Raw genomic sequence first — 24,500 nt, 5'->3', positions numbered from 1 at the left:
ATCGCCACCGCACACCCAGAAACAGGCTGCGGCAGGCACGAAGAGTCAGCAAGCAATGACAGATCTTCGAGACATGAAAAGGCCCCTGATCTGCGAATTTGCAGATCAGGGGCCTTCCCTCAGCTAGGCGACGGAAGAGTCGGCCTGTACGCCGGGTTCTGTCTCCCGGGGTGCTCGCGCGGCCCGGGGAGGCGGCCATCCATCTAGGGCTGCCGTTGCCGACAGCCTCGTGCGGTCCACCCGCGGACTCGGGCGAGCAGCCCTCAAGCATCCGCGCACGGTGCCCGAGGGCACCGATCTTGACCTTGCTCCAGGTGGGGTTTACCTAGCCGGCCGGGTCACCCCGGTCGCTGGTGGTCTCTTACACCACCGTTTCACCCTTACCCACGCGCCGAAGCGGTGGGCGGTCTGTTTTCTGTGGCACTGTCCCGCGGGTCACCCCGGGTGGGCGTTACCCACCACCCTGCTCTGTGGAGCCCGGACGTTCCTCGGCGGGTCTGGGACCCGTCGCGACCGCCCGGCCGGCTCTTCCGCCGTAGTGGTCATCGTAGCCGCTCGGGCGGGGCCTCCCGTACACCGGAGCGGACGACGGGCGGCTCCGCGCCGAGCCGGGCCGCCACCCGGGCGGCCGTGCCGGTGGCCCAGGCGGTGGTGGTGAGCAGGCCGAGCGTGAGGATCGCGGCGCCGAGGCCGACCAGGATCCACCAGCCGGCGTGGCTGGCCGGGGCGAAACCGGTCGCGACCGGGCCGACCACGGCCGCGGTGACCACCGTGCCGATCACCGCCACGCCCAGCGACTGGCCGACCTGGCGGCTGGTCGAGGCGACCGCCGCGGCCACGCCCGCCTGGGCGCGCGGCATCCCGGAGACGGCCGCGTTGGTGATCGGCGGGTTGACCATGCCGAAGCCGAAGCCGAACAGCGCGTACGCGACCAGCAGCAGCGCCGCCGGGGAGTCGGCGGTGAGCCGGGTCAGCAGCAGCCCGCTCGCGGCGAGGCAGGACCCGGCCACGGCCAGCGGCAGGCGCGGGCCGCGGCTGCTGACGATCCGTCCGGACAGCGGCGCGCAGACCAGCATCATCCCGGCCATCGGCAGCGTCCACAGGCCCGCCTCCACCGGGCCGTAGTGCCGGACGTCCTGCAGGTAGAGGGTGTTGAGGAAGAGGAAGCCGCCGAGCGCCGCGAAGGCGCAGACCGCGGTGAGGGTCGCGCCGGTGAACGGCGCGCTGGCGAAGAACCGCGGGTCCACCAGCGGCTCGGCGACCCGCCGCTCCCAGAGCGGGAAGGCGACCAGCGCGGCGACGGCCGTCGCCGCGAGGCCGAGGATCAGCGGGGACGTCCAGCCGTTGCCCGGGCCCTCGATGATCGCGGCGGTGCCGCAGCCGAGCAGCACGACCATCAGCAGCTGGCCCACCGGATCCGGCCGGCGCGGCCGCGGCGCGCGCGACTCGGGGACGTAACGGGCGGTCAGCCCTATGGCCAGCAGCGCCACCGGGACGTTGATCAGGAAGATCGACGGCCAGCCGGCGCCGTCCACCAGGAAGCCGCCGACCAGCGGGCCGAGCGCCATCGAGATGCCGACCACCCCGCCCCACACGCCGATCGCCCGGGCCCGCTCCCGCGGGTCGGTGAAGGTGTTGGTGATGATCGACATCGCCACCGGGTTGAGCATCGAGCCGCCGACCGCCTGGACCGCCCGGAAGGCCACCAGCCACCCCAGGCTCGGCGCCAGGCTGCACAGCAGCGAGCCGAGCGCGAAGCAGAACAGGCCGGTCTGGAAGACCCGGCGGCGGCCGAAGCGGTCGGCCACCGAGCCGAACAGCATCAGCAGCGAGGCCAGCACCAGGGTGTAGGCGTCGATGATCCACTGCAGCCCGGAGGCCGGGGCGTCCAGGTCCTTCTGGATCGCGGGGAGCGCGATGTTCACCACGGTGTTGTCCAGGCCGACGATGAACAGGCTCAGGCAGCAGATCGCCAGGACGAGCAGGCGGCGGCGCCGGTCGGGGACGGGCCCGGACAGGGCGGTGGGGGAAGGAGCGGAGGGCGCGGGAGCATCGGGCACGGACCGATCCTCCCACCCCCGGTGGCGGGTGGGGGCCGGAGGCGGACCGTACGGGTGGCGGGGTGGTCGGCGGCTGGTACGGTCCGCGGGAGCTGTCCGCGGGAGCTGTCGGCGGGCCCGGTCAGACGGCGGCGAAGCGGACCGTGCGGGTCCCCGGATCGGCCGTCGTCAGCCGGACGTCGATCACCCGGCCCAGCGGGAGCCCCGGCCCGCCCGCCGCCGCGCCGTCGCAGCGGGCCCGGACGGCCGGCTCGCGCAGCTGCACGGTGCCGGAGGCCGGCCGCCGCTCGTCCACGTCGATCACCACGGCGCTGAACTCCTCGCCCTCCCGGCCCGCGAGCAGCTCCGCCTCCACCAGGTCCACGCAGGCCCGCTCAACCTCGGCGGCCCGGCGGTCCCCGCTCGCCATCAGCGCCGGCACGCCCGGCAGCGCCTCGCGCGCCCAGGCCGGCACCTCCTCCCCCGCCGCGACGGCCGCGCACACCTCCTGGGCGAAGCGGTCGCCGAGCCGCCGCAGCGGCGCCGTGCAGTGCGCGTACGGGGCGGCGAGCGCGGCGTGGCCCGGGTCCGCCGGGGCGGGCAGGCCGCGGGACTCGTCGAAGGCGTGGTAGCCGGCGCCGCGCAGCAGGCCGGTGCAGGCGTTCAGGAAGGCGGCGTCCAGCGGCGCGTCCGGGTCCAGCGAGCGGATCAGCTCCGGGTACGGGAGCGCCTGCGGCCAGTCGACGTCCAGCGCGGCGGCGATCCGGCGCAGCCGCTCGTACGCGTGGGCGGGCGCGGCGGGCAGGGTGCGCAGCAGGCCGATGCCCGCGTCCAGCATCAGCTCGGCCGCGGCCATGCCGGTGAGCAGCGAGATCTGGGCGTTCCAGCCGTCCGCCGGGCTGGGCGCGCGGAAGCCGAGGACGTAGCCGTGCAGGGTCTCCTCGACCTCCTGCTCGGGCACCGGCAGGCTGACCCCGCCGCGCTCGCGCTCCCGCTGCTCGCGCAGCCGGCCGACGACGGCGAGCAGGGCGAGCTGTTCGTCCGCGCCGCCGAGGTCGACGGCGCGCTGGACGGCCGCGTAGTCCAGGCGGCGGTGCGAGCGGACCAGGGCGCGGCGCAGGTCGGCGAGGACGAGGGCGCCGTCCGCGTCGAGGTCGAGCTGCCAGAGCAGGGCGGGCCGGGGCTCGCCGGGCAGCAGGCTGGCGGCGTCCTCGGAGATCCGGGCGGGGTGCAGCGGGACGCGGTGGTCGGGGAAGTACAGGGTCTCGACCCGGCGGCGGGCCTCGGTGTCGATCGCGCCGCCGGGGCGGACGAAGGCGGCGACGTCGGCGATCGCGTAGTGCACCCGGTAGCCGCCGCCCGGGCGGTGGGTGAGGTGCATGGCCTGGTCGAGGTCGCGCGAGCCGGGCGGGTCGACGGTGAACAGCGGCAGGTCGGTGGCGTCCTGCTCGGGCATCCGGGGGCGCTCGGCCACCTCCTCCGCCTCGGCCAGCACCGCCTCGGGCCACTCGGTGTGGATCTCCAGGCGGGTGCGGAGTTCGGTGAGCTCGGTGTTGATCCGGGCGGAGTCGGCGGCCTTGACGCGCAGTTTTCGGCGAGGCATGCAGGCCAGCGTAGGGCGAATCGGGTGATTCCGGACGGACGCCGCCGCCGGACGCGCCGTGGCGCGGCTCGTCGGCGGGGCGTCCGGCGGGGCGTCAGCGGCCGAGCAGGGACTTGAGGTCCTTCGCCGCGAGCGCGACGGCGTCGTCGTAGCCGCCGGTGGCCAGCCGCAGCACGTACGCGACCGCGTCGTCCGGGTGCGGGTCGGTGTACGGCTCGCCGTTGTAGTCCAGGAACAGCAGCATCGCCTCGAAGGCGGTGCGCTTGTTGCGGTCGACCAGGGGGTGGTTGCGGGCCAGGCTCTGGCCGAGGGCCGCGGCCTTGGTCCACAGGTCCGGGTAGGCGTCGCCGCCGAACAGGCTCGCCTGCGGGCGGGCCAGCGCCGAGAGCAGGCCGCCGAGGTCGCGGATGTTCCACGCGCCGCCGGCCAGATAGGTGACGTCCTCCAGGTCGAGGTACTCGGTGTGCCGGGTCGGCTCGGTCACAGGTCCTTCAGCCTCTCCAGCGTCTCGGCGTTGGCCTCGCGGATCCGCGCCACCATGGCGGCCCGGCGCTCGGCGCGGCTCGGCTGGGACCGGGGCTGCGGCTGCGACTGCGGCTGCGGCTCGGTGAGAGCGCCCGGCACCTCGGACTGGCGGACCTCGAACGCCAGCTCGGCGGTGTCCGAGCCGGTCGGCGCCTCCGTCACCCGGACCCGGCCGGCCATCACGGCCTCCGCGGCCGCCCGCACGGCGAACTCCAGCGCCTGCCGCGTCTCCGCCGGCAGCCCGGCGGGCAGGCGTACAGGCAGGGACTCCTCCACGGCGTCGCCGTCGTCGGGCACCAGGTCCAGGGGTCGCAGGGTCATCTCACTCACTCTCCTCGCAGGTCACGGTAGTGCGGAACGGCGCGGCGGCCCACCGCTTTACGGGGCCGCGGGCCACCGGGCCGGCCCCGGGGCCGCGAGCGGGGCGGGCGCCGCGGTCCGGGGCCGGTCGGGGGCGCCGTAAGGGGCCCGTAGGCTGGGCTCAAGTGTCCGTTCGCGGAGGGGGTTTGGCGATGAGCGTGGTGAAGGCGACCGGGGTGGCGGTGGCTTCCGGGATGGCGGCGGTGGGGGCGCTGCACGCGATGTGGGCGGTGACGACATGGCCGATCCGGACGCCGGAGGAGTTCGCGGACACGTTCATCGGTGCGGGCGACGAGGTGCCGCCGGCGGTGGCCTGCCTGGCGGTGACGGGGATGCTGGGGACGGCCGCGTACCTGGTGGCGTCGGAGGCCGGGGTGGTGCCCGCGGTGGGGCCGAAGCGGCTGCGGCGGCTCGGGCTGCGGACGGTCTCCACGGTGATGCTGGGGCGCGGGATCGGCGGGCTGGCGCTGTTCGGGACGGTCATCGAGCGCACGGAGCGGTTCAAGCGCCTGGACCGGCGTTACTACTCGCCGCTCTGCCTGGCCCTGGGCGCCGGGACGGCCCTGGTCGCGGCCCGGGCGGCGGACCGGTCGCAGTAGGGTGGCGGGGTTCGTCCGCCACAAACCGTCGAGGAGTCCCGCTGTGCTGGTGCTGTTGCCGCCTTCGGAGGGCAAGGCCGCGTCCGGGGACGGAGCGCCGGTGGCGCTCGACCGGCTGTCGCTGCCCGGCCTGACGGCGGCGCGCGGTGCGGTGCTGGACGCGCTGGTCGGGCTCTGCCGGGGGGACGAGGAGGCCGCCGCCGAGGTGCTCGGCCTCTCCCCCGGCCTGCGCGGCGAGGTCGGCAAGAACGCCGGGCTGCTCGGCGCCGGCGCCCGTCCGGCGGGCGAGGTGTACACCGGGGTGCTGTTCGACAACCTGGGCCTGGCCACCCTGGACGCGGCCGCGTACGACCGGGCCGAGCGGGCACTGCTGGTCTTCTCGGGGTTGTGGGGCGCGGTGCGGATCTCCGACCGGATCCCGTCCTACCGCTGCTCGATGGGCGTGAAACTGCCCGGCCCGGGGGCGCTCGGGGCGCACTGGCGGAGCGCGATGGCGCCCGTGCTCCCGGAGGTCGCGGACGGGCTGGTGCTGGACCTGCGCAGCTCGGCGTACGCGGCGGCGTGGAAGCCGGCCGGCGAGGTGGCCGCCCGCACGGCGACCGTCCGGGTGCTGCAGGAGCGCAACGGCAAGCGCACGGTGGTCAGCCACTTCAACAAGGCGACGAAGGGCCGGATCGTCCGGGACCTGCTGGTCGCGGGCGCCGAGCCGAAGACGCCGGGCGAGCTGATGGACGCGCTGCGGGAGCTGGGCCACCACGTCGAACTGGCCGCCGAGGGCACGGCACGCAAGCCGTGGCAGCTGGACGTGGTGGTCACCGAGGTGCACTGACCGCCCGGACCGGGCGGCCGGTGCAGGCGGTCGGCACAGGCGGTCTGCGCGGCTTGGCGCAGGTGTTCGGCGCGGGTGTTCAGCGCAGGTGCGAGGTGTCGTTGAGCAGCCGCAGCGAGGCGTTGCCGTCCGCGTAGTACTGGACGGCGCACACCGAGGCGGCCGCGAGCTCCATCCGGTACATCGAGTCCGGCGGGGCGCCGAGCGCGAGCCGGACCAGTGTCTTGATCGGGCTGACGTGCGAGACCACCAGCACCGTCTTCCCCGCGTACCGGGCCAGGACCTTGTCCCGGGCGACGCCGACCCGGTGGGTGAGCGTCGCGAAGCTCTCGGTGCTGCCGGTCGGCTTGGCCTTGGCACTGGAGAGCCAGGCCGTCAGGTCCTCCGGGTGGCGTTCCCGCACCTCGGCGAAGGTCAGGCCCTCCCAGTCGCCGAAGTCGACCTCGCGCAGCCCGTCCTCGTAGCGGACCTCCAGGCCGAGGCGGACGGCGACGGTCTCGGCGGTCTGCCGGGTGCGGAGCATCGGGGAGGCGACGACGGCCTGGATGCTGCCGCGGGCCGCCAATGCCTCGGCGGCCCGCTCGGCCTGCCAGCGGCCCTTCTCGGACAGCTCCGGGTCGCTGCCGCCGCTGCCGGAGAACCGCTTCTCCGGGGTGAGCGGGGTCTCGCCGTGGCGCAGCAGGACGAAGGTGGTGGGGGTGCCGAGGTCGGCGGGGGCGGCCCAGCCGGCCTTGGGGGCGGGGGTCTCCAGCGGCGGTTCCTCGACGGCGACCGGCGGCTTCCGGGGCTCCCACTGGCGGCCGTCCCGGCCGGCGTCCATCGCCTCGTTGGCCAGCCGGTCGGCGTCCTTGTTCCGCTCGCGCGGGATCCAGGTGTACGTGACCCGGCCGCGCGGGTGGAGCGTGCGCGCCTCGGCGGCGAGCGGCTGCATGTCGGGGTGCTTGATCTTCCAGCGCCCGGACATCTGCTCGACGACGAGCTTGGAGTCCATCCGGACGTCCACCGAGGCGTCCGGGTCGAGCGCCCGGGCCGCGGCGAGGCCGGCGATCAGGCCCCGGTACTCGGCCACGTTGTTGGTGGCGTGCCCGATGAACTCGGCGGCTTCCGCGACGATCTGCCCGGTGTCGCCGTCCCGGACGACCGCGCCGTAGCCGGCCGGCCCCGGGTTGCCCCGGGACCCGCCGTCCGCCTCGACGATGAAGCGCGCCGCCACCGGATCAGACGCCCGAGTCGGCCGTGCGGACCAGGATCCGCGAGCAGTTCTCGCAACGCACGACCTTGTCCTTCGGCTCGGCCTTGATCGCGTTCAGCTCGGTGATCGAGAACTCGGTGCGGCAGCCCTCGCAGCGGCGCTGGTAGAGCCGGGCCGCGCCGACGCCGCCCTGGGTGTCGCGCAGCTTCGTGTACAGCTTCAGCAGGTCGGCCGGGATGACGGCGGCGACGGCCTCGCGGTCGCGCTGGACCTTCTCGGCCTCGCCGTCGATCTCGCCGAAGGCGGCGTCGCGGCGGGCCTCGGCCTCCTTGAGCACCACGGTGGAGTGCTCCAGGCGGGCGGACAGCTCGTCGACCCGGGTCTTGGCGGTCTCCTGGCGCTCCATGATCTCCAGCACGACCTCCTCCAGGTCGGCCTGGCGCTTGGCGAGCGAGCCGATCTCGTGCTGGAGGTTCTCCAGGTCCTTCGGCGAGGTGATCGCGCCGGAGTCCAGGCGCTGCTGGTTGCGGGCGGCGCGGGCGCGGACCTGCTCGACGTCCCCCTCGGCCTTGGTCAGCTCGCGGGCGGTGTCGCCCTGCTGGGCCTCGGCGGCGACGACGAGGTCCTTCAGCGCGGTGTGGTCGGCGGTGGCCTTGTCGATCTCGGCGTGCTCGGGCAGGCTCCGGCGCCGGTGGGCCAGCTGGTCGAGCTTCGAGTCGATGGCCTGGAGGTCGAGCAGGCGGATCTGGTCGGCGGGCGCGGCGTTCAAGCGGAAAGCTCCTGTGAATCGGGTCAGGCGGGGAAGGACATCGGGGCGTGCGCGGTCCACGGGTCGGTGACCAGGTGGGAGACCTTCGTCTCGACGGCCCAGCCGCGCTGGTCGGCGGCGGCGTGCAGGGAGCGCTCGGCCAGGGTGAGCCAGGGCCACTCGGTGGCCCAGTGGGCGGCGTCGAACAGCGCGACCGGCGCGGCCTCGGCGGCCTCGGAGGCCGGGTGGTGACGCAGGTCGGCGGTCAGGTAGGCGTCCACGCCGGCCTCCCGGACGTCGGCGAAGAAGCCGTCGCCCGAGCCGCCGCAGACCGCGACCCGGCTCAGCAGCCGGTTCGGGTCGCCGGACACCCTGACGCCCGCGGCGGTGGCCGGCAGGCCCTTGGCGACCTGCGCGGCGAAGGCGGAGACCGTCAGCGGCGGCTCCAGCAGGCCGATCCGGCCGCTGCCGCGACGGCCCAGCGGGTCGGTCGGGTCCGGCACCAGCGGGCCGGTCACCCGCAGGCCGACCGCCTCGGCCAGCGCGTCGGAGACGCCCGGGTCGGCGTGGTCGGCGTTGGTGTGCGCGACGTGCAGGGCGATGCCGTTGGTGATCAGCGTGTGCACCACCCGGCCCTTGAAGGAGGTGGCGGCGACGCTGGTGGTGCCGCGCAGGTACAGGGGGTGGTGGGTGACCACCAGGTCGGCGCCCCACGCCACGGCCTCGTCGACGACCGCCTGCACGGGGTCGACGGCGAACAGCACGCGGCCGACCTCGGCCCGGGGGTCCCCGCAGACCAGGCCGACTGCGTCCCAGGACTCCGCCCACTGCGGGGGGTAGACCTCTTCGAGCGCGGTGATGACGTCGGACAGTTTCGGCACCTGTCGAGACTACCGTGCGCGCGGGGGCGGTCGGGCCTCGGCCGTTCGGGGGACCGGAGCTTCGGCCCCCTTCCTGGCTTCGGACGCCGGTGCCAGGGGCGTACGGATGCGCGTCAACCTGCGGCGGAGGCGCCGGCGGAGCGCCCGGGACGCCGTGCGCGGGCCGCGCGCGCCCGCACGCCGGGCGCCCGTTACTCACAGCATGGTCTTCGTACGAATTCGAAACCGCTCCCGGATCACCCTTACGAGTGAAGGGAGTGGCCGCGCGTTGAACCACCGGAATTTTCGAAACTAACTTCAGTCCTGCGAACGGGAGTTGCCCCGGTCACCACCGGCCCCACGAAGGGCCGGCGGCGCGACGGGGCCCCGCCGGGGAGCGCCGACGCTCCCCGAGGAGACCGATCAGGCCGGGCCGCGCGCCGGGTGCCGGAAGCAGTGGGCACCCGGGGCGGCGGCGGAGACGAAGGGATGTGGTGGCGGATGGAAGCGGGCACATCGCTGCGTACGGCCGGCGGCGGGGGATCGGTGGGCCACGGGCCGGGTGCGGCCGGGACGTGGCCGGACGCGACGCGGGCGGCGCTGGCCGGCACCGGCGGCCGGGGAGACGACGGCGGCTGGGACGTCACCGTCGAGGGCTTCTGGTGCACGGCCAGGCCGTCCGCGTCCGCACCCCTGCCCGGGCAGGGGTGGAAACTGCACGTGAGCGCGGCCTCGGCGGCGGGCGAGGCCGTCCTCGCGGCCGTCGTCCGGGTGCTCGCCCAGGACCCGTGCGCCTTCAAGTTCGCCGCCCGGCAGGAGCGGCTGCACGAACTCAACTCGCGCAACAGCGACCGCGGGTCGGCGGGCAAGTTCATCACCGTGTACCCGGCCGGCGAGGCGCAGTTCCAGCGGCTCGCCGCCGAACTCGACCGGGCGACGGCCGGACTGCCCGGGCCCGTCGTGCTCTCCGACCGGCCCTACCGGCCCGGCAGCCGGGTGCACTACCGGTACGGCGCCATCGCGCTGCCGGCCGAGCTGGGCAACGACGGGGAGTACCGCTCGGTGCTGCGCGGGCCGGGCGGGGAACGGGCCGAGGACGTGCGCGGGGGGTCGTTCCGGGCGCCGGGGTGGGCGCGGGACCCGCTGGCGGGGGTGGGCGCGGGTGCGGCCCGGCCGGGGAAACGGTCCGGCGGGGTGCTGCTGGCCGGGCGGTACGCGGTGACGGCCGCCGTACGGCACGGCGCCAAGGGCGGGGTGTTCCTCGGACGGGACACCCACGGCGACGCCGAGGTCGTGGTCAAGCAGGCCCGGGCGCACATCGAGGTCGACCGGGCCGGGACGGACGCCCGGGACGCGTTGCGGCACGAGGCCGCGCTGCTCGACCGGCTGGCCGGGCAGGAGCTGGCGCCGCGCGCGGTGGAACTGGTCGAACAGGAGGACTCCGTCTTCCTGGTGCAGGAACGAATCGCCGGACAGCCGCTGGGCAGCTGGGTCGCCGCCCGGCTGCGGCGCGACGGCAGCCCGGACGTCGACTGGGCCGAGGCCGGGCCGGTCGCGCACGCGCTGGTCGACCTGGTCGAGCGGGTGCACGCCCAGGGGCTGGTGCTGCGCGACCTCTCCCCCGGCAATGTGATGGTCCGACCGGACGGGCAGCTGCGGCTCGTCGACCTCGAACTGGCCGCCGACGCCGGCCGCACCGTCGGCGCCGCCGGGACACCCGGCTACCGGGCGCCCGAGCACGGGCCCGGCCGGCTCGGCCTGCTCGGCGGCGCGCGCGCCGTCTGCACGGCCGACCCGGCCGTCGACCGCTACGCCCTCGGCGGGCTGCTCTTCCTGCTCGCCACCGGGCACGACCCGCTGCTCCCCGAGGACCTGCCGCAGGCCCGCCCGGTCGCCGAACGGCTCGGCCGCTGGCTCGACCTCGCCGCCCGGACGGGCGAAACGGCGCGCCGGCTCGCGCCCGCGATCCTCGGGCTGCGCGCCGAGGAGCCCGAGCGGCGCTGGGGGTTCGCCCGGGTACGGGCCTGCCTCGGCGGCGGCCCTGCCGGGCCCCGGCAGGCCGTGGTCACGCGGCTGTGGCAGGCCCCGGCCCGGCCGGGCGGCGGCTCCTCCGACATCGACCGGTTCGCGCGCCCGGCGCCGGGCGGCACGCCGTCCGGCGGCGCGCCGTCCGGCGGCGCGGCGCTCGACCGTGTCCTGCAGGACGGCCTGCGGCACCTCACCGCGACCGCGACACCGGAGCGCCGGGACCGGCTCTGGCCGGCCGTGCCCGCCGGGGAGCGGACGGACCCGTGCAACGTGCAGCACGGCGCCGCCGGAGTACTGGCCGTGCTGGCGCGGGCGGTGGTGGCCGAGGGCCTGCCCGGCGAGGTGCGGGAGGAGGCCGCGCGGACGGCGCGCACCGCCGCCGGGTGGATCGAACGCCGGATCGCCGCCGAACCGCTGATACTCCCCGGCCTGCACTTCGGGCGCGCCGGCGCGGCCTGGGCCCTGCTGGACGCCGCCCGGGCACTGGAGGACGCCGGCCTGGCCGGGCGGGCCGCCGGGCTCGCCCGCCGACTGCCGCTGGAGTGGCCCAACCCGGACGTCTGCCATGGCACGGCCGGCTCCGGTTTCACCCAACTCCGCTTCGCCGCCGACGAGTTCCTGGTCCACGAGCGGTCCGCCTTCCTCGACCGCGCGGCCCGCTGCGCCGACGCCCTGCTCGGCGCCGCGCGCCGCGAGCCGGGCGGAACGGTGTGGCCGGTGCCGGCGGACTTCGACTCCGCGCTCGCCGGGATCACCCATCTCGGCTTCGCGCACGGCGCGGCCGGCGTGGGCGCCTTCCTGCTGGCCGCCGCCGACCGGCTGCCGGCCGCGGCACCGGGAAGCGCTGCGCCGGAGGGCAGCTCGCCGAGGAACGACGCGCTGCTCACCGCCGCCGTCGAGGCCGGGCGGACGCTCGCCGCGACCGTCCGGCGAGGCCCCGGCGACACCGCCTGGTGGCCGCAGAGCGCGGGCGACCCGGAGCACGTGCGCCTCTCGCACTGGTGCAGCGGCTCCTCCGGCGCGGGCGGCTTCCTGCTCCGGCTCTGGCAGGCGACCGGCGACCCGGCCGTCCGGGAGCTGGCCTGCGCCGCCGGGCGGGCCGTCCTGGCCGGGCGCTGGCACAGCGGGGTCAGCGCCTGCCACGGGCTGGCCGGCGACGGCGAGTACCTGCTGGACCTCGCCGAGGCCACCGGGGAGCCCGAATTCCACACCGGGGCCGAAGAGTTGGCCCACCTCATCGCGGCCCGGTCGGCCCGGCGGGACGGCCTGCTGGTGCTGCCCGACGAGACCGGCACCGGCTGCGCGGCCGGCTACGGGACGGGCACCGCGGGCGCGTTGGCCTTCCTGCTGCGGCTGCGGCACGGCGGCCCCCGGCTCTGGCTGGACGCGCTGCCGCCCGCCGCCGGCCGGCTCCCGTGCGAGGCGGGCGCGTCGAGCGGGGGGAGCGGGGCGTGAACGTGGTCATCGGCACCGACACCCAGGCGCTGCGCCGGCTGAGCTTCGGCTTCGCCGGGGACGGCAGCCACGCCGCCTGCCTCGCCTCGGCGGCGGACGGCGGCTGGTACGTGGAGAGCTGGCGGCTCCCGGCGGACGGCGGGCCGGCCGCGCCGCTCGCACTGCCGCTCTCCGGGAACCGCTCGGAGCAGTTGCACTCGCAACTGCTCGCCCTGCCGGACGGCTCGGTGCTGGTCTGCCGGCACGACGGCGAGCGGCACGACCTGGTCCGCCTCTCGTACGGCGAACCGACCGCCGTGGAGCAGCAGTTGGCGACGCTTCGGATGCCCGGGCTGCGCCTGATCGCGCTCCCCGCCCAGCCCGGCGCCGGGCCGCGCGCGCCGGTGGCGGTCGCACTCGGCACGGACACCCGTCCGGCCACCACCGCCTGGCTGATCCGGACGGACGGCAGCGAACCCGAGCGGGTCGCCGAGTTCCCCGGGCTGCACGGCGGCGGCGCCTGGCTGGACCACGCGGGCGCGCTGCTCGCGCTGGACCGGGTGAACGCCGGACTGGTCCGCAGCGTGGTGCTCGACCTGCGCAGCGGCGCCGTCACCCCGCTGCTGGAGATCGGCGAGCGCAGCAACGACCGGCTGGTGCTGTTCGACCCGGACAGCCGCTTCGCGATGGTGCGCAGCGACGCGCCCGGCACCGACCGGCTCGGCTGGGGCGTGCTCGGCGGTGGGGAGCCGCTGCGCTTCCCGGAGTGCCTGCACGTGACGGGCATGGTCCTGCGGCCGGTCGCGCTGCGGCAGGCGGCGGACGGCCCGCGGGTCGCCGTGCAGATCGACCACGGCGCCGGTTCGGCGCTCGCCCTGTGGCGGCCCGACCTGGGGCGGCTGGACCCGCTGCCGGTGCCGCCCGGGCGGCTCGGCGCGGTCGGGCACTGGAGCACCGCGGGGCTGCGGCTGCCCTACTCCTCCCCCGACCATCCGGCGGCACTGGCCACGTTGGACGTGGACGCGCTGCTGGCCCACGGCCCGGCCCCGGCCACCGCCGGACCGATGCCACTGCCACTCCAACTCGCCCCGCTGGGCTCGGGGTTGCCGGGCCCCTGGCGGGACACCGTACTGCCCTGGCAGCCCGGCGGGGCGCCCGCCACCCGGACCGCGCCGCCCGGGACGCGGGTCGCCGGCTGGCGGCTGGACGGCAGCACCCCACCCGGCGACGGCGGCCGCTGGCAGCCCGCACAGAGCCTCGAACTCGCGGGCCCGGCAGGCCCGTTGGAGGCCGTGGTGTATGGCGGGGACGCCTGGCTGAGCAGCCCGCACCTGGTGCTGGCCCTGCACGGCGGCCCGGCGGACGCCTGGCGGCTGGAGTTCGACCCGGCCCTGCAGCGGATGGCCGCCGAAGGCCTGGCCGTGGTCGCGCCCAACCAGCGCGGCTCCACCGGCTACGGAGTGGCGCACGCGCTGGCCATCCGGGGCGCCTGGGGCGGGCCCGACCTGGACGACGCGCTGTACCTGCTGGACGGGATCGCCGGGCAGCGGGCGGCACTCGGGCTGGAACCGCCGGCCCTGTTCGGGGTCAGCTACGGCGCGTTCCTGGCCCTGCTGGCGACCGCGCACGCGCCCACCGGGCAGGTCGCCCGCTGCGCGGTCGTCGCACCGTTCCTGTCCGGCGCCCGCCTGCTGGCCGAAGCGGCGCCCCCCGTACGGGCGTTGACCACCCGGCTCGGCGGCGGCGAGCCGATCGCCGACGCCCGCGGCCCGCGCGACGTCCTGCAGCTCGCGCACCGGCTCACCGCGCCCCTGCTGGTCGTGCACGGCAACCGGGACGAGGTCGTCCCGGTCAGCCAGTCCCGGTCGCTGCGGCACGAGTTGCTGCGGATCGGCCGGACGGAGGGCGCGGACTTCCGGTACGTCGAGGCGGCCGGCTCCGGCCACGAGGTGCTCGCCGAGGAGGGCGGCGCCGTCCTGCACGAGCTGCTGGCCGCGTTCCTGCGCACCGGCCGGCCGGGCTGACCGGCCGCTTCGGCCGAATTCACGAACTCCCGGGCCCACGACGGCCCGGGGCACCACCCCGGTGCGGCGGATGGAGGCCGCCCGGGGAGCAACACCCCACGCCCGCACGCAGATCGCCGCGGGCGAACCCCAGGGGAGGAACCCGATCATGGAGAACATGGTGGACTTCGAGACCGACCTCGCGGCGCTGCAGGACCTGCCGGAGACCGAGTCCGTGGAGCTGACCGGGCACGGCAGCGGCTGCCAGTACACCTGTCTCATCCTGACCTGCCTGATCTTCACCAACAGCTGATCGCGCAGTAGCCCCGGGTGCCGTCCCCGCCTGTCCGGACAGGCGGGGACGGCACCGCTTTCCCCACCGAACCCGCTGAACTGGAGCCCCGACGTGCCCCGGCGACCCACCGGCTGGACCCTCGCGCTCGGCCTCGCCCTGCCCGTCGAGGCCGCCACCACGCTCGCGCTGCCCGCCGCCCTCGCCGGAGCCGTCGACGCCGCCCTCGGCCACCGGCCCGGCCACGCCACCCTGCTGCTCGCCCTCGTCCTCGGGCTGGCCGCCGCGGCCAACGCCGTCGCGGCCGCGGCCGGTCCGGCCTGCTCCGCCGAAGCCGCCGCCGACCTGCGTGGACGCCTCGTCCGCCACCTGCTCGCCCTCGGCCCCGGCGGCCGCCTGCGCGGCGGACCGCCGCCCGGGGACCTCGCCGCCCGGCTGCTCGGCTCGGCCGGCGACGCCGGCGGCCGGCTGCCCGCCGTACTCGGCGCCGCCACCGCGCTGCTCACCTCGGCGGGCGCGATCCTCGGGCTCGCCCTGCTGTCGCCCTGGCTGGCGCTCGCCTTCTTCGCCGGCGTGGTGCCCGGGGTGGTGCTGATCCGGCTCTTCCTGCGCCAGGCCGGCCCGGTGTTCGCCCGCTACCAGGAGGTGCAGGCCGACCTCGCCGCCCGGCTCGGCGGCGCCCTCTCCGGGCTGCCCAGCATCCGCGCCGCCGGCGCCGAACAGCGCGAAGCCGCACGGGTGCTGGCGCCACTGCCGGACCTGTCCGCGGCCGGGCACGCACTGTGGGAGGCGCAGCGCCGGACCGCCTGGCAGGCCACCCTGCTGATCGCCCTGGTCGAGGTGCTGGTGCTCACCACCGCCGGGGCGCTGCTCGCGGACGGCACCCTCGCCCCCGGGGCACTCGCGGCGGCGGCCGGCTGGGCGGCGCTCGGCGCGGGACTGTTCGAGCAGGTCGAGGCGCTGGTCGGGGTGGCGCACGCACGGGCCGGGCAGGCCCGGGCGGACGAACTGCTCGCGCTGGCGCCGTCCCCCGCCGGTACGGCCGCGCTCCCGGCGGGCGGGCCCGGGGAGGTCACGTTCCGGGCGGTCGTGGTGCGCGACGGCGACCGGGTGCTGCTCGGGCCGCTCGACCTCACCGTCCCCGGCGGCCGCACGGTCGCGCTCGTCGGGCGCTCCGGCTCCGGCAAGTCCCTGCTCGCCGCGCTGCCCGGGCGGCTGCGTGACCCGGACGAGGGCGAGGTGCTGATCGACGGCGTCCCGGTGGACGCGCTCGCGCCGGCCGAGCTGCGGCACGCGGTCGGCTACGCCTTCGGCCGTCCGGCCCTGGTCGGCCGGACCGTCCGCGACGCCCTGGCCGGCGCGGGCGAGGCCGAGGCGGCGGCCGCCCGCGCGGACGGCTTCCTGCGGCGGCTGCCCGCCGGGTGGGACACCCCGCTCGACGAACTCCGGCTCTCCGGCGGCGAACTGCAACGCCTCGGCCTCGCCCGGCTGCTGGCCCAGCCCGCCCGGGTCGTCGTCCTCGACGACGCCACCTCGGGGCTGGACCTCGCCACCGAGTACCAGGTCACCCGGGCCCTCGACCACGCCACCCACGGCCGCACCCGGCTGATCGTCGCCCACCGCGCCGCTGCCGCCGCTCGCGCCGACCTCGTCGCCTGGCTCGACGCCGGCCACCTCCGCGCCCTCGCCCCCCATGCCGACCTGCTCCCCCACCCCGACTACCGCGCCGCCCTTTCCGACACCGCCCTCCGAGCAGCAACGGCCTGACGCCCGTGCCCCTGAGCCGCATACCTCCTGCGCGGGACTCTCTGCGCGCGGCTCGTGCGGAGGGATGTCTCCGCGAGAAGTCGGCCGGTTCGACTTCTCGCGCACCGCGCGGCCAGGGGCCGCCGGGAGAGGAGGTACGCGGTGGGCGACGCGGGGCCCAAGGGCGCCGGGAGATCGGCGGCGATGAAGGTCGCAGCAGCGGATGCGCGCAGGAAGTCGGCCAGGCCGACTTCCTGCGCACCGCTCGCCCGCGGGACCGGGGCCGGGGCGGGGCGACGAAGGGATGGGAGCGGGTGTGAGGAGTGGTGGAGCGGTGAGTGCGCGCAGGCATCGGGCGCGGGGCCGGGTGGGGCCCGGGTGGGGTTTGCTGGGGCGGCAGTTGGCGGTCACGCGGGTGGCGCTGGTGCGGCTGGCGGTGTGGTCCGGGGTGGAGGCGTTGCCGCCGTTGCTGTCCGGGCTGTTCGTGTCGGCGGCGGTCGACGAGGGGTTCCTCGCGGGCCGGCCGGGGGTCGGGGTGGCGTGGCTGGGCGGCTTCGGGGCGGTGACGGCCGTACGGGCGTACGCCTCGCGGGCCGGTTTCCCGTACCTGGCCGGGGTGGTGGAGCCGCTGCGGGACGCGCTGGTGGAGCGGGTGGTCCGCAGCGCGCTGGCCCGGCCGTCCGCGGATCCGGCGGAGATCGCCCGCCTCACCGAACAGGTGGAGTCCGCGCGGCAGTTGACCGCGACCCTGCTGCGCACCCTGCGCGGGGTCGGGGTCACCCTGGCGGCGGCCCTGGTGGGGCTGGCGCTGCTGGCGCCGGCCGTGCTGCCGCTGGTCCTGCTGCCGCTGCTGGCGGCGGGGGTGCTGTTCGTCCGGCTGCTGCGGCCGATGGTGGCGCGCCGGCGGGCGGTGGTCCTGACCGAGGAGCGGCTGGCGGCGCAGGCGGGGCGCGCGCTGGAGGGGCTGCGGGACGTGCAGGCGACGGGCACCGGGAAGCGGGTGGCCGCGTCGCTGGCCGGGGCGGCCGAGGCCAGTGCCGCCGCGTCCCGGGCGCTGGGCCGGGCGTCGGCGCTGCGCGCGTTGGTGGTGGCGCTCGGCGGCCGGCTGCCGGTGCTGGCCGTCCTCGCGGCCGCGCCGTGGCTGCTCGCGCACGGCGCACTGACGCCGGGCGAGCTGCTGGGCGTCGGCACCTACCTGCTGCAGCAACTCGACCCGGCGGTACGGACCTTGGCCGGGACGGTCGGCGGCTGGCTGCTCAACCTCGCGGTGGTGCTGGACCGGCTGGCCGTCACGACGGCGCCGCCGCCGGTCCGCCCGGACGGGCCCCCGGCAGCGGCCCGCCGGGGCGGCGGCGAGATCCGCCTGCGGGCCGTCCGGTACGGTCACGGCCCCGCCGCCGCCCCCGTCCTGGACGGGCTGGACGCGGCGTTGCGCGCCGGGGAACACGTGGCGGTGGTGGGGCCGAGCGGCGCGGGCAAGTCGACGCTGGCGGCGCTGCTGGCCGGGGTGCTGGCGCCGACCGGCGGCGCCGTGACCGTGGACGGGGCACCGCCGGCCGGCCCTGGGCAGGTGGCGCTGCTCCCGCAGGAGGCGTACGTGTTCCCCGGCTCGGTGCGGGAGAACCTGTGCTGGCCGCACCCCGCGGCCCCGGAGACCGTCCCGGACGCCGAGTTGCACGCCGCCGTCGTCCGGCTGGGCGCGCACGCGCTGGTGGCGCGCCTCGGCGGGCTCGCCGGCACGCTCCGCGACCCGGGGGAACTGTCGGCCGGGGAGCGCCAGTTGCTGGCGCTGGTCCGGACCTATCTGTCCCCCGCCCCGGTGGTCGTGCTGGACGAGGCGACCTGCCACCTGGACGCCGCCGCCGAGGAGCGGGTCGAGCGGGCCTTCGCCGCCCGCCCGGGCACGCTCGTGGTGATCGCGCACCGGATCAGTTCGGCGCTGCGGGCGGACCGGGTGCTGCTGGTGGACGGCGGGCGGGGTGTGCTCGCCCGGCACGGCGACCTGCAGGTGCTGTCCCCGCTCTACCGGGAGTTGGTCGGCCACTGGCTCGGGTCGGGCCCGGTCCATCGGCCCAGGGCGGCCCCCCGGCGCCATGATCCCGGCGCCACGATCTCGATAGGATCTCGTCCGACCCGGCGGTTATGGTGGCCGGGTCAGGGCCGCGATCACCGGCTGTGGGCGCGTACCGAGCGCCCGATCGGGGACCGGGCCGCGCGCCCCACAGCGCCGGCCGGGCGTCGATGACCTGCACCCTTCGCACCGAAAAACGGAAGACGATTCTGATGTCCGACACCCTCACCGACACCACCGGACCCGCGACCACCGGGACCGACGCCGACGAGAAGACGGCCGCGGACACCGCGTCGCACGGCCGCCACCGCGGCCGTTCCGCCGCCGACGAGGCCCCGGAGTCCGACCCGCACGGCCGCCACCGCGCCGCCGCGCAGCAGGTCTGATCCCGGTAGCACCGCCACACGGCCGAGGGCCCGTCGAGCGACAGCTCGGCGGGCCCTCGCACGCTCCGCGGCTCAGTCGCCCAGCGTGACGACCGTCCGCAGCGCCTCGCCGCTGCGCATCTGCGCGAGCGCCTGGTTGACGTCCGCCAGCGCCACCCGGTGGGTGACCATGCCGGCCAGGTCGATCCGCCCGGCCCGCCACAGGTCCACGACCAGCCCGATGGTGCGCGCCACCGGCGCCCCGCCGTACAGCGAGGGCAGCAGGCGCTTCTCGTTGAAGAACAGCTCGCCCATGGTGAACTGCGCGAGGTCGTCCTGCGCGCCCGCGCCGATGACGACCACCGCGCCGCCGCGCCGGGCCGCGTCGTAGCCGGCCCGGACGGTGGCCGAGCGGCCGACCGCCTCGAAGACGTAGTCGAAGCCGCCGCCCGGCAGGCCCTTCGCGACGGCCTTCAGCTCCTCGGGGGCGAGCGCCTCGGTCGCCCCGAAGGCCAGCGCCCGCTCGCGCCGCGAGGCCACCGGGTCGACGACGGTGATCCGCGCGGCCCCGCAGACCCGCGCGCCCTGCACGGCCGCGACCCCGACCCCGCCCGCGCCGATCACCGCGACCGAGGAACCGGGCTCCACCCGGGCCGTGTTGACGGCCGCGCCGATGCCGGTGGTCACCCCGCAGCCGATCAGCGCGGCGGCCTCGTACGGCAGGTCGGCGGGCACCTTGATGACGGCGTCCGCGGCGACCACCACCTCCTCGGCGAAGGCCCCGGTCCCGTAGAAGCCGGAGGCCTCCGTGCCGTCCGCCTCCAGCCGGAAGCCGGGCGCGCCGAGCCGCCGCAGGCTGGCGACGCACAGGTGGCCCCGCCCCTGCCCGCAGTGCGCGCAGCGGCCGCAGGGGGCCATCCAGCAGAGCACCACCCGGTCCCCGGCCGCGAGCCCGGTGACGCCCTCGCCGACCTCGACGACCTCCCCCGCGCCCTCGTGCCCGGGGACGAACGGCGCGGGCTGCGGCAGCACGCCGCTCATCGCGGACAGGTCGGAGTGGCACAGGCTGGCGGCGCGCATCCGGACCCGTACGGCGCCCGGGCCGAAGCCGACCGCCGTGACGTCGTCGCGGACGTCGAGGGTGTCCTGGCCGGTCTTGTGCAGGACGGCTGCGCGCATGGGGCTGCTCCCGGGGTGGTTCGTGGGCCTCGGATCGACGGTCGGGGCGATTCTGGCACGGCGGGCGGAACCCGACTAGAACGCGTTCCAGCGCAGCCGTGCTCCCGGGCGACCGGCCCTCGTCGGGTGATGACACCGCCCGGGCCCGCTGGCATCATCCCTGGTCGTGCCCACCGACATACCCGCCGCGGCCCCCGCTCCCGCCCCCGCCGCCGTCCATGCCGCGCCCTGCCCCTCGTGCGGTGAGCCCCTCACCTCCGACCCGCGCTTCACCGCCTGGTGCCCGGCCTGCGACTGGAACCTCGCCCCGAGCCGGGAGACCGTCACCGCGGGCCGCCGCGAACGGGCCGCCGTCGAGCGCACCGACCGGCTGTTCGAGGAGCTCGCGGAGGGGCGGGCCGGCGCCACCGGACGGCGCGACTGGCTGCTGGCCTCCTCGGTCGCCGCCCTCGTCCACCTCAGCACCATCGCCCTGTTCTGCTGGGGGCTCTGGCTCCTCGTCACCGGGAACACCCCGCTGCGCTGCATCGGAGCCGCCGCCCTCGGGCTCGTCGTCCTGCTGCGCCCGCGGCTCGGCCGGGTGCCGCGCGACTCCGGCGTGCTCACGCGCGCCGAGGCACCGGCTCTGTACGGCCTCGCCGACCGGGTCGCCGACGAGGTCGGCGCGGCGCCGGTGGACGTGATCCGGGTCGAGGCGGACTTCAACGCCTCGTTCGGGCTGGTGGGCCTGCGCCGGCGGTCCGTCCTCTCCCTCGGCCTGCCGCTCTGGGAGTCGCTCGACGAGCAGCAGCGGATCGCCCTGCTCGGCCACGAGTTCGGCCACCGCGTCAACGGCGACCACCGCCGTTCGCTGCTGCTCGGCAGTGCGATCGGCACCCTGGTCGCCTGGTACCACCTGGCCCGCCCGAGCCGCCTGCGCCGCCCCGGCGCCCCGCTGTTCATCCTGATCGGCGAGATGATCGCCAACGCGCTGATGACCTGCGTCGCCTGGCTGCTGCACCGGGTGGTGCTGCTGCTCGACCGGCTCACCTCGCGGGCCGGCCACCAGGCGGAGTACCACGCGGACACCCTCGCCGCCCGGGCCGGCGGGACGGAGGCGGCCCGCGGCGTGCTCGCCGCCCTCCTCCTCGACGGCTCCGTGAGCATCGCCGTCAGCCGGTTCCGCGCGGAGGGCCGGCGCCGGCCCGTCCGGACCCGGGCGGGCGCCGGAACGCCCGCGGCGGCGACGGCCCCGGACGCGCTCTGGGAGCGGCTGCGCGAGCACCTCGCCTCCGTCCCCGCGACCGAGCACGAGCGGCTGCGGCGCTGCAGCGCCTGGGAGCGCGCCGCCGTGGACGCCACCCACCCGCCGACCCACCTGCGGCTCGCGCTGGTCGAACGCGCCCCGGCCCGGGAGGCCGCCGTCACCACCGACGCGGCCGAGACCGCGGCGATCGCCGCCGAACTCGCGCCGCACCGCGCCCGGATCGCCGCCGCGCTGCTGAACGCCTGAGCCGCGGCCGCGGCCCGGCGGGGGAGCTCCCGGCGCCCGGGCCGCGGGGACGGGCGGCGCTACCGTCGAGTAGGGTCCGAGCACGTCCGTCCGACCGCACGACCCCGAGGAGCACCGCATGTCCGACCTGCTGGAGAGCGCCCGCCCGGCGCCCGAGGTGCTGGCGGCGTTCGAGGCGGCCACCGGGTTCATGCCGGTGGACGAGGGCCTGGCGCTGTACGCGGCGGCGGTGGCGGCGGCGCGCCGCACCGGGGCGCCGGTGCTGGAGATCGGCACCTACTGCGGCCGTTCGGCGGTCCTGCTCGCGGCGGCGGCCCGGGAGACCGGCACGGTCGCGCTGACGGTGGACCACCACCGCGGCTCGGAAGAGCAGCAGCCCGGCTGGGAGTACCACGACCCGACGCTGGTGGACCAGGAGGTGGGGCTGATGGACACCCTGCCGCGCTTCCGCCGCACGCTGCACGCGGCCGGGCTGGAGGAGCACGTGGTGGCGCTGGTCGGCCGCTCGCCGCGGATCGCCGCGCTGTGGGGGCGGCCGCTCGGCCTGGTCTTCATCGACGGCGGGCACACCGACGAGCACGCCACCGGCGACTACGAGGGCTGGGCGCCGCACCTGGCGCCGGAGGGCCTGCTGGTGGTGCACGACGTGTTCCCGGACCCGGCGGACGGCGGCCAGGCCCCGTACCGGGTCTACCTGCGGGCGCTCGCCGAGGGCTTCGAGGAGGTCTCGGTCACCGGTTCGCTGCGGGTCCTGCGCCGGGCCGCCGCCTGACCACGGGCCCGACCACGGGCCCGACCGCGAGCCCGACCGCGAGCCCGACCGCGGCACCGCCTCACCCGATCGGCCCCACGGCCCCGCGCCGATGCTCTAACGTCGTGCCGGGGCTGTCGGGCGGGGGTTCGAACGGTACGGTGGCGGCGCAGCACCAGGCAGAGCATCGGCGGACGGTGGGGGCTAGCGGCACATGACGGACCAGCACAACACCGCACCGGCGGTCTGGGACCCGACCGCGCGCGGCGGTGCGGGCGGCTGGGTGCGCGGCCCGCAGCAGCCGGCCGGCGCCGGGCCCGCCCAGGATGCCGCCCCGCCCGCCACGCCCCGGCCCGTACCCCAGCCCGCTCCGCAGGCCGCCCCCGGCCCGGTCGCGCCGCCGCCCGCCCCGGGCGAGGTCGGCGACCAGGGCCCGCCGCTGGGCGCCCGCCCCTACCTGGCCACCGCGCCCGGCTACGACCCGCCGACCGCGGACTTCCCGCCGGCCGCGCCCGCCGCGCCGTTCCCGGCGCACGCGACCCCGCCGCCGCCCCCGGCCGGCCCGCCGCGCCCCCCGTACGACGCCCCGCCGCCCGGCTACGACGCCCGGCCCGACCAGCCGGCCGACTACCCGACCGGCCACCCGGACCCCGAGGACGAGGACCGCCCCGCCAACCGCCGCACCCCGCTGCTGATCGGCTTCGCGGTGCTGCTGGTGCTGGCGATCGGCGGCGGCCTGCTGCTGGCGTCCAACGGCGACGACGCCGACAAGAACGGCCAGGCCGCCCCCGCGCCCACGGCGGCCCCCGCGGGCGGCAACCCGCAGCCGGCCCCCGCCCCGACCGGGACGGACGCCGCGCCGACCGGCGCCGCGACCACCCCCGCCGCGCCGAGCGCGACGCCGTCCCCGACCGCGACCACCGCCGGTCCGCAGGCCCAGACCCAGGCGCAGGCGCTGAACGACCTGCTCGGCCAGGGCGAGGACGCGAAGGCCCCGATCGGCAGCGCGCTCGCCAAGGTGATCAGCTGCCCGTCGAAGGCGGACATCGAGAACGCGGCGAAGGACTTCGACACCGGCGCCAGCCAGCGCCAGACGCTGCTCACCAAGCTCTCCCAGCTGAGCGTCACGGACCTGCCCGGCGGCGCGGACGCGGTGAACTCGCTGAAGTCCGTCTGGCAGCTGTCGGCCGACGCCGACAAGGCGTACGCGGCGTGGGCGCACGCCATCGCCCAGCAGGGCTGTTCGGACAGGGCGCCGACCACCCCGGACAGGACCCGCGCCGACTCCCTCAGCTCGCAGGCCAGCAAGGCGAAGACGGACTTCCTCACCAACAAGTGGAAGCCGATCGCGACCAGTTACGGCTTCACCGTGCCGACCCAGGACAGGATCTGATCCACCGTGACCGGCCCGACCTCCCGCCAGCCCCGCCGCTCCGCCCTGCTGCGGCTCACCACCGTGGTGGCCGCGGTCGTTCCGCTCTGCACGGCGGGCTGGCTGGGCTGGCGGGCCCTGGACGACTCCGGCCCGGCGGCCACCACGACCGGCGCCACGGCCGGGGCGACCGCCGTCGAGACCGCGCCGCTCTCCCCGCCCGCCGCTCCCCCGCCGGCCGGCGGCACCCCCGCCGCGGCGACGACCACGGCGCAGCCGCCGACGCCGACCGGCACCCCGACCGCCACCGCCACCGCCACCGCGCCCCTGGCGGGCCGCACCGTCGTGCTCGACCCCGGCCACAACCCCGGCAACTTCTCCCACCCCGCCGAGATCAACCGCCAGGTCGACATCGGCAACGCCCGCAAGGAGTGCGACACCACCGGCACCGAGACCGACTCCGGCTACACGGAGGCCGAGTACACCCTGGACGTGTCCCGCCGGGCCCGCGACCTGCTGGCCGCCCGGGGCGCCAAGGTGGTGCTGGTGCAGGACGGCGACCGCCCGTGGGGCCCGTGCATCGACGAGCGCGCCCGGGCCGGCGCCGACGCGCACGCCGACGCCGCGGTCTCGGTGCACGGCGACGGCGGTCCGGCGAGCGGCAGCGGCTTCCACGTGATCCTGCCCGCGAAGGTCACCGCGGGTAAGGCGGACAACTCCGCGATCGTCGAACCCTCGCACCGGCTCGGCCTGCTGCTGCGCGAGCACTTCCGCGCCGCGACCGGCGAGCCCTACGCCGACTACACCGCGAACGAGGGCCTGGACATCCGCTCGGACCTGGGCGGACTCAACCTCTCCGCGGTCCCCAAGGTGTTCATCGAGTGCGGTAACATGCGCAACTCGACGGACGCGAAGCGGATGACGGACCCTCAGTGGCGCCAGCAGGCGGCCGAGGGGATCGCCGACGCTCTGACGGCTTTTCTGACCACCCGGTAGGGCAGTCGTGGCCCGC

Annotated in this window: 20 protein-coding genes and 1 other RNA gene; 12 read left to right on the top strand and 9 right to left on the bottom strand. The window is 76.9% G+C overall.

Annotation, left to right across the window (positions count from 1 at the left end; genetic code table 11):
* Positions 1-131: 131 nt before the first annotated feature.
* The 5 genes from rnpB to ACPC54_RS00450 all read right to left on the bottom strand — a co-directional run bounded on the left by rnpB (position 132) and on the right by ACPC54_RS00450 (position 4,488).
* Positions 132-529, bottom strand: an RNA gene (gene rnpB, locus ACPC54_RS00470) — RNase P RNA component class A.
* Positions 530-542: 13 nt separating this feature from the next.
* Positions 543-2,018 (bottom strand): MFS transporter, encoded by a 1,476-nt coding sequence (locus ACPC54_RS00465; RefSeq protein ID WP_498960526.1) that lies wholly within the window; start codon positions 2,016-2,018, stop codon positions 543-545.
* Positions 2,019-2,181: 163 nt separating this feature from the next.
* Positions 2,182-3,642 (bottom strand): RNB domain-containing ribonuclease, encoded by a 1,461-nt coding sequence (locus ACPC54_RS00460; protein WP_498959569.1) that lies wholly within the window; start codon positions 3,640-3,642, stop codon positions 2,182-2,184.
* A gap of 94 nt (positions 3,643-3,736) precedes the next feature.
* Positions 3,737-4,126 (bottom strand): type II toxin-antitoxin system death-on-curing family toxin, encoded by a 390-nt coding sequence (locus tag ACPC54_RS00455; RefSeq protein ID WP_498959566.1) that lies wholly within the window; start codon positions 4,124-4,126, stop codon positions 3,737-3,739.
* A complete protein-coding gene (locus tag ACPC54_RS00450) occupies positions 4,123-4,488 on the bottom strand; it encodes a hypothetical protein (RefSeq protein WP_498959564.1) in 366 nt (121 codons plus the stop codon). The genes ACPC54_RS00455 and ACPC54_RS00450 overlap by 4 nt, the downstream gene beginning before the upstream one ends.
* A gap of 191 nt (positions 4,489-4,679) precedes the next feature.
* Here ACPC54_RS00450 and ACPC54_RS00445 point away from each other — a divergent pair, with 191 nt between their 5' ends.
* Together ACPC54_RS00445 and yaaA are read left to right on the top strand one after the other, a co-directional pair.
* A complete protein-coding gene (locus ACPC54_RS00445) occupies positions 4,680-5,126 on the top strand; it encodes a DUF3995 domain-containing protein (protein WP_498959562.1) in 447 nt (148 codons plus the stop codon).
* Between the two features lie 43 nt (positions 5,127-5,169).
* On the top strand, positions 5,170-5,955 hold the full coding sequence (yaaA, locus tag ACPC54_RS00440) for a peroxide stress protein YaaA (RefSeq protein ID WP_498959560.1): 786 nt from the start codon (positions 5,170-5,172) through the stop codon (positions 5,953-5,955).
* A gap of 79 nt (positions 5,956-6,034) precedes the next feature.
* Here the strand turns inward: yaaA and ACPC54_RS00435 are convergent, their stop codons facing one another.
* The 3 genes from ACPC54_RS00435 to ACPC54_RS00425 are packed head-to-tail and all read right to left on the bottom strand — an operon-like array spanning position 6,035 to position 8,776.
* Entirely contained in the window at positions 6,035-7,168 is a 1,134-nt protein-coding gene (locus ACPC54_RS00435) for a bifunctional RNase H/acid phosphatase (protein ID WP_498959558.1), read from the bottom strand.
* A gap of 4 nt (positions 7,169-7,172) precedes the next feature.
* Positions 7,173-7,916, bottom strand: a complete 744-nt coding sequence (locus ACPC54_RS00430; RefSeq protein ID WP_498959557.1) for a zinc ribbon domain-containing protein — start codon at positions 7,914-7,916, stop codon at positions 7,173-7,175.
* Between the two features lie 23 nt (positions 7,917-7,939).
* On the bottom strand, positions 7,940-8,776 hold the full coding sequence (locus tag ACPC54_RS00425) for a Nif3-like dinuclear metal center hexameric protein (protein WP_498959555.1): 837 nt from the start codon (positions 8,774-8,776) through the stop codon (positions 7,940-7,942).
* A gap of 480 nt (positions 8,777-9,256) precedes the next feature.
* Between ACPC54_RS00425 and lanL the strand changes: the two genes are divergently transcribed.
* The 6 genes from lanL (at position 9,257) to ACPC54_RS00395 (ending at position 18,715) form a co-directional block, all read left to right on the top strand.
* Complete coding sequence (gene lanL / locus ACPC54_RS00420) at positions 9,257-12,238, top strand: class IV lanthionine synthetase LanL (RefSeq protein WP_498959553.1); 2,982 nt, start codon at positions 9,257-9,259, stop codon at positions 12,236-12,238.
* Positions 12,235-14,241, top strand: a complete 2,007-nt coding sequence (locus ACPC54_RS00415) for an alpha/beta hydrolase family protein (protein WP_498959552.1) — start codon at positions 12,235-12,237, stop codon at positions 14,239-14,241. Before lanL ends, ACPC54_RS00415 begins: the two co-directional genes overlap by 4 nt.
* Before the next feature lie 148 nt (positions 14,242-14,389).
* Entirely contained in the window at positions 14,390-14,533 is a 144-nt protein-coding gene (locus ACPC54_RS00410) for a VenA family class IV lanthipeptide (RefSeq protein WP_157882160.1), read from the top strand.
* Between the two features lie 93 nt (positions 14,534-14,626).
* Positions 14,627-16,279 carry an ATP-binding cassette domain-containing protein gene (locus ACPC54_RS00405; protein WP_498959549.1) on the top strand — a complete coding sequence of 551 codons (1,653 nt, stop codon included), beginning with the start codon at positions 14,627-14,629 and terminating at the stop codon, positions 16,277-16,279.
* Between the two features lie 379 nt (positions 16,280-16,658).
* Positions 16,659-18,503 (top strand): ATP-binding cassette domain-containing protein, encoded by a 1,845-nt coding sequence (locus tag ACPC54_RS00400; protein ID WP_498959547.1) that lies wholly within the window; start codon positions 16,659-16,661, stop codon positions 18,501-18,503.
* Positions 18,504-18,541: 38 nt separating this feature from the next.
* Positions 18,542-18,715 (top strand): hypothetical protein, encoded by a 174-nt coding sequence (locus tag ACPC54_RS00395; RefSeq protein ID WP_498959545.1) that lies wholly within the window; start codon positions 18,542-18,544, stop codon positions 18,713-18,715.
* 72 nt (positions 18,716-18,787) lie between these two features.
* On the opposite strand, the gene ACPC54_RS00390 is transcribed toward ACPC54_RS00395, so the two are convergent.
* The gene (locus ACPC54_RS00390; RefSeq protein ID WP_498959543.1) at positions 18,788-19,873 is read right to left on the bottom strand and encodes an alcohol dehydrogenase catalytic domain-containing protein; all 1,086 of its coding nucleotides are present in this window, start codon (positions 19,871-19,873) and stop codon (positions 18,788-18,790) included.
* A gap of 166 nt (positions 19,874-20,039) precedes the next feature.
* Here ACPC54_RS00390 and ACPC54_RS00385 point away from each other — a divergent pair, with 166 nt between their 5' ends.
* From ACPC54_RS00385 to ACPC54_RS00370, 4 genes are all read left to right on the top strand, one after another.
* Positions 20,040-21,365 (top strand): M48 family metallopeptidase, encoded by a 1,326-nt coding sequence (locus ACPC54_RS00385; protein WP_498959541.1) that lies wholly within the window; start codon positions 20,040-20,042, stop codon positions 21,363-21,365.
* Positions 21,366-21,483: 118 nt separating this feature from the next.
* Positions 21,484-22,137, top strand: coding sequence for a class I SAM-dependent methyltransferase (locus tag ACPC54_RS00380; RefSeq protein WP_498959539.1), 654 nt, complete (start codon positions 21,484-21,486; stop codon positions 22,135-22,137).
* Positions 22,138-22,330: 193 nt separating this feature from the next.
* The gene (locus ACPC54_RS00375; RefSeq protein ID WP_498959537.1) at positions 22,331-23,509 is read left to right on the top strand and encodes a hypothetical protein; all 1,179 of its coding nucleotides are present in this window, start codon (positions 22,331-22,333) and stop codon (positions 23,507-23,509) included.
* A 6-nt stretch (positions 23,510-23,515) separates the two neighbouring features.
* The gene (locus tag ACPC54_RS00370; RefSeq protein WP_498959536.1) at positions 23,516-24,484 is read left to right on the top strand and encodes an N-acetylmuramoyl-L-alanine amidase; all 969 of its coding nucleotides are present in this window, start codon (positions 23,516-23,518) and stop codon (positions 24,482-24,484) included.
* Positions 24,485-24,500 lie beyond the last annotated feature (16 nt).

Source organism: Kitasatospora sp. NPDC094028, assembly GCF_049543595.1.
Taxonomy (GTDB): Bacteria; Actinomycetota; Actinomycetes; order Streptomycetales; family Streptomycetaceae; genus Kitasatospora.
Note: the sequence above shows the minus strand (reverse complement) of the source record. Positions and strands in the feature narration are given on the sequence as shown.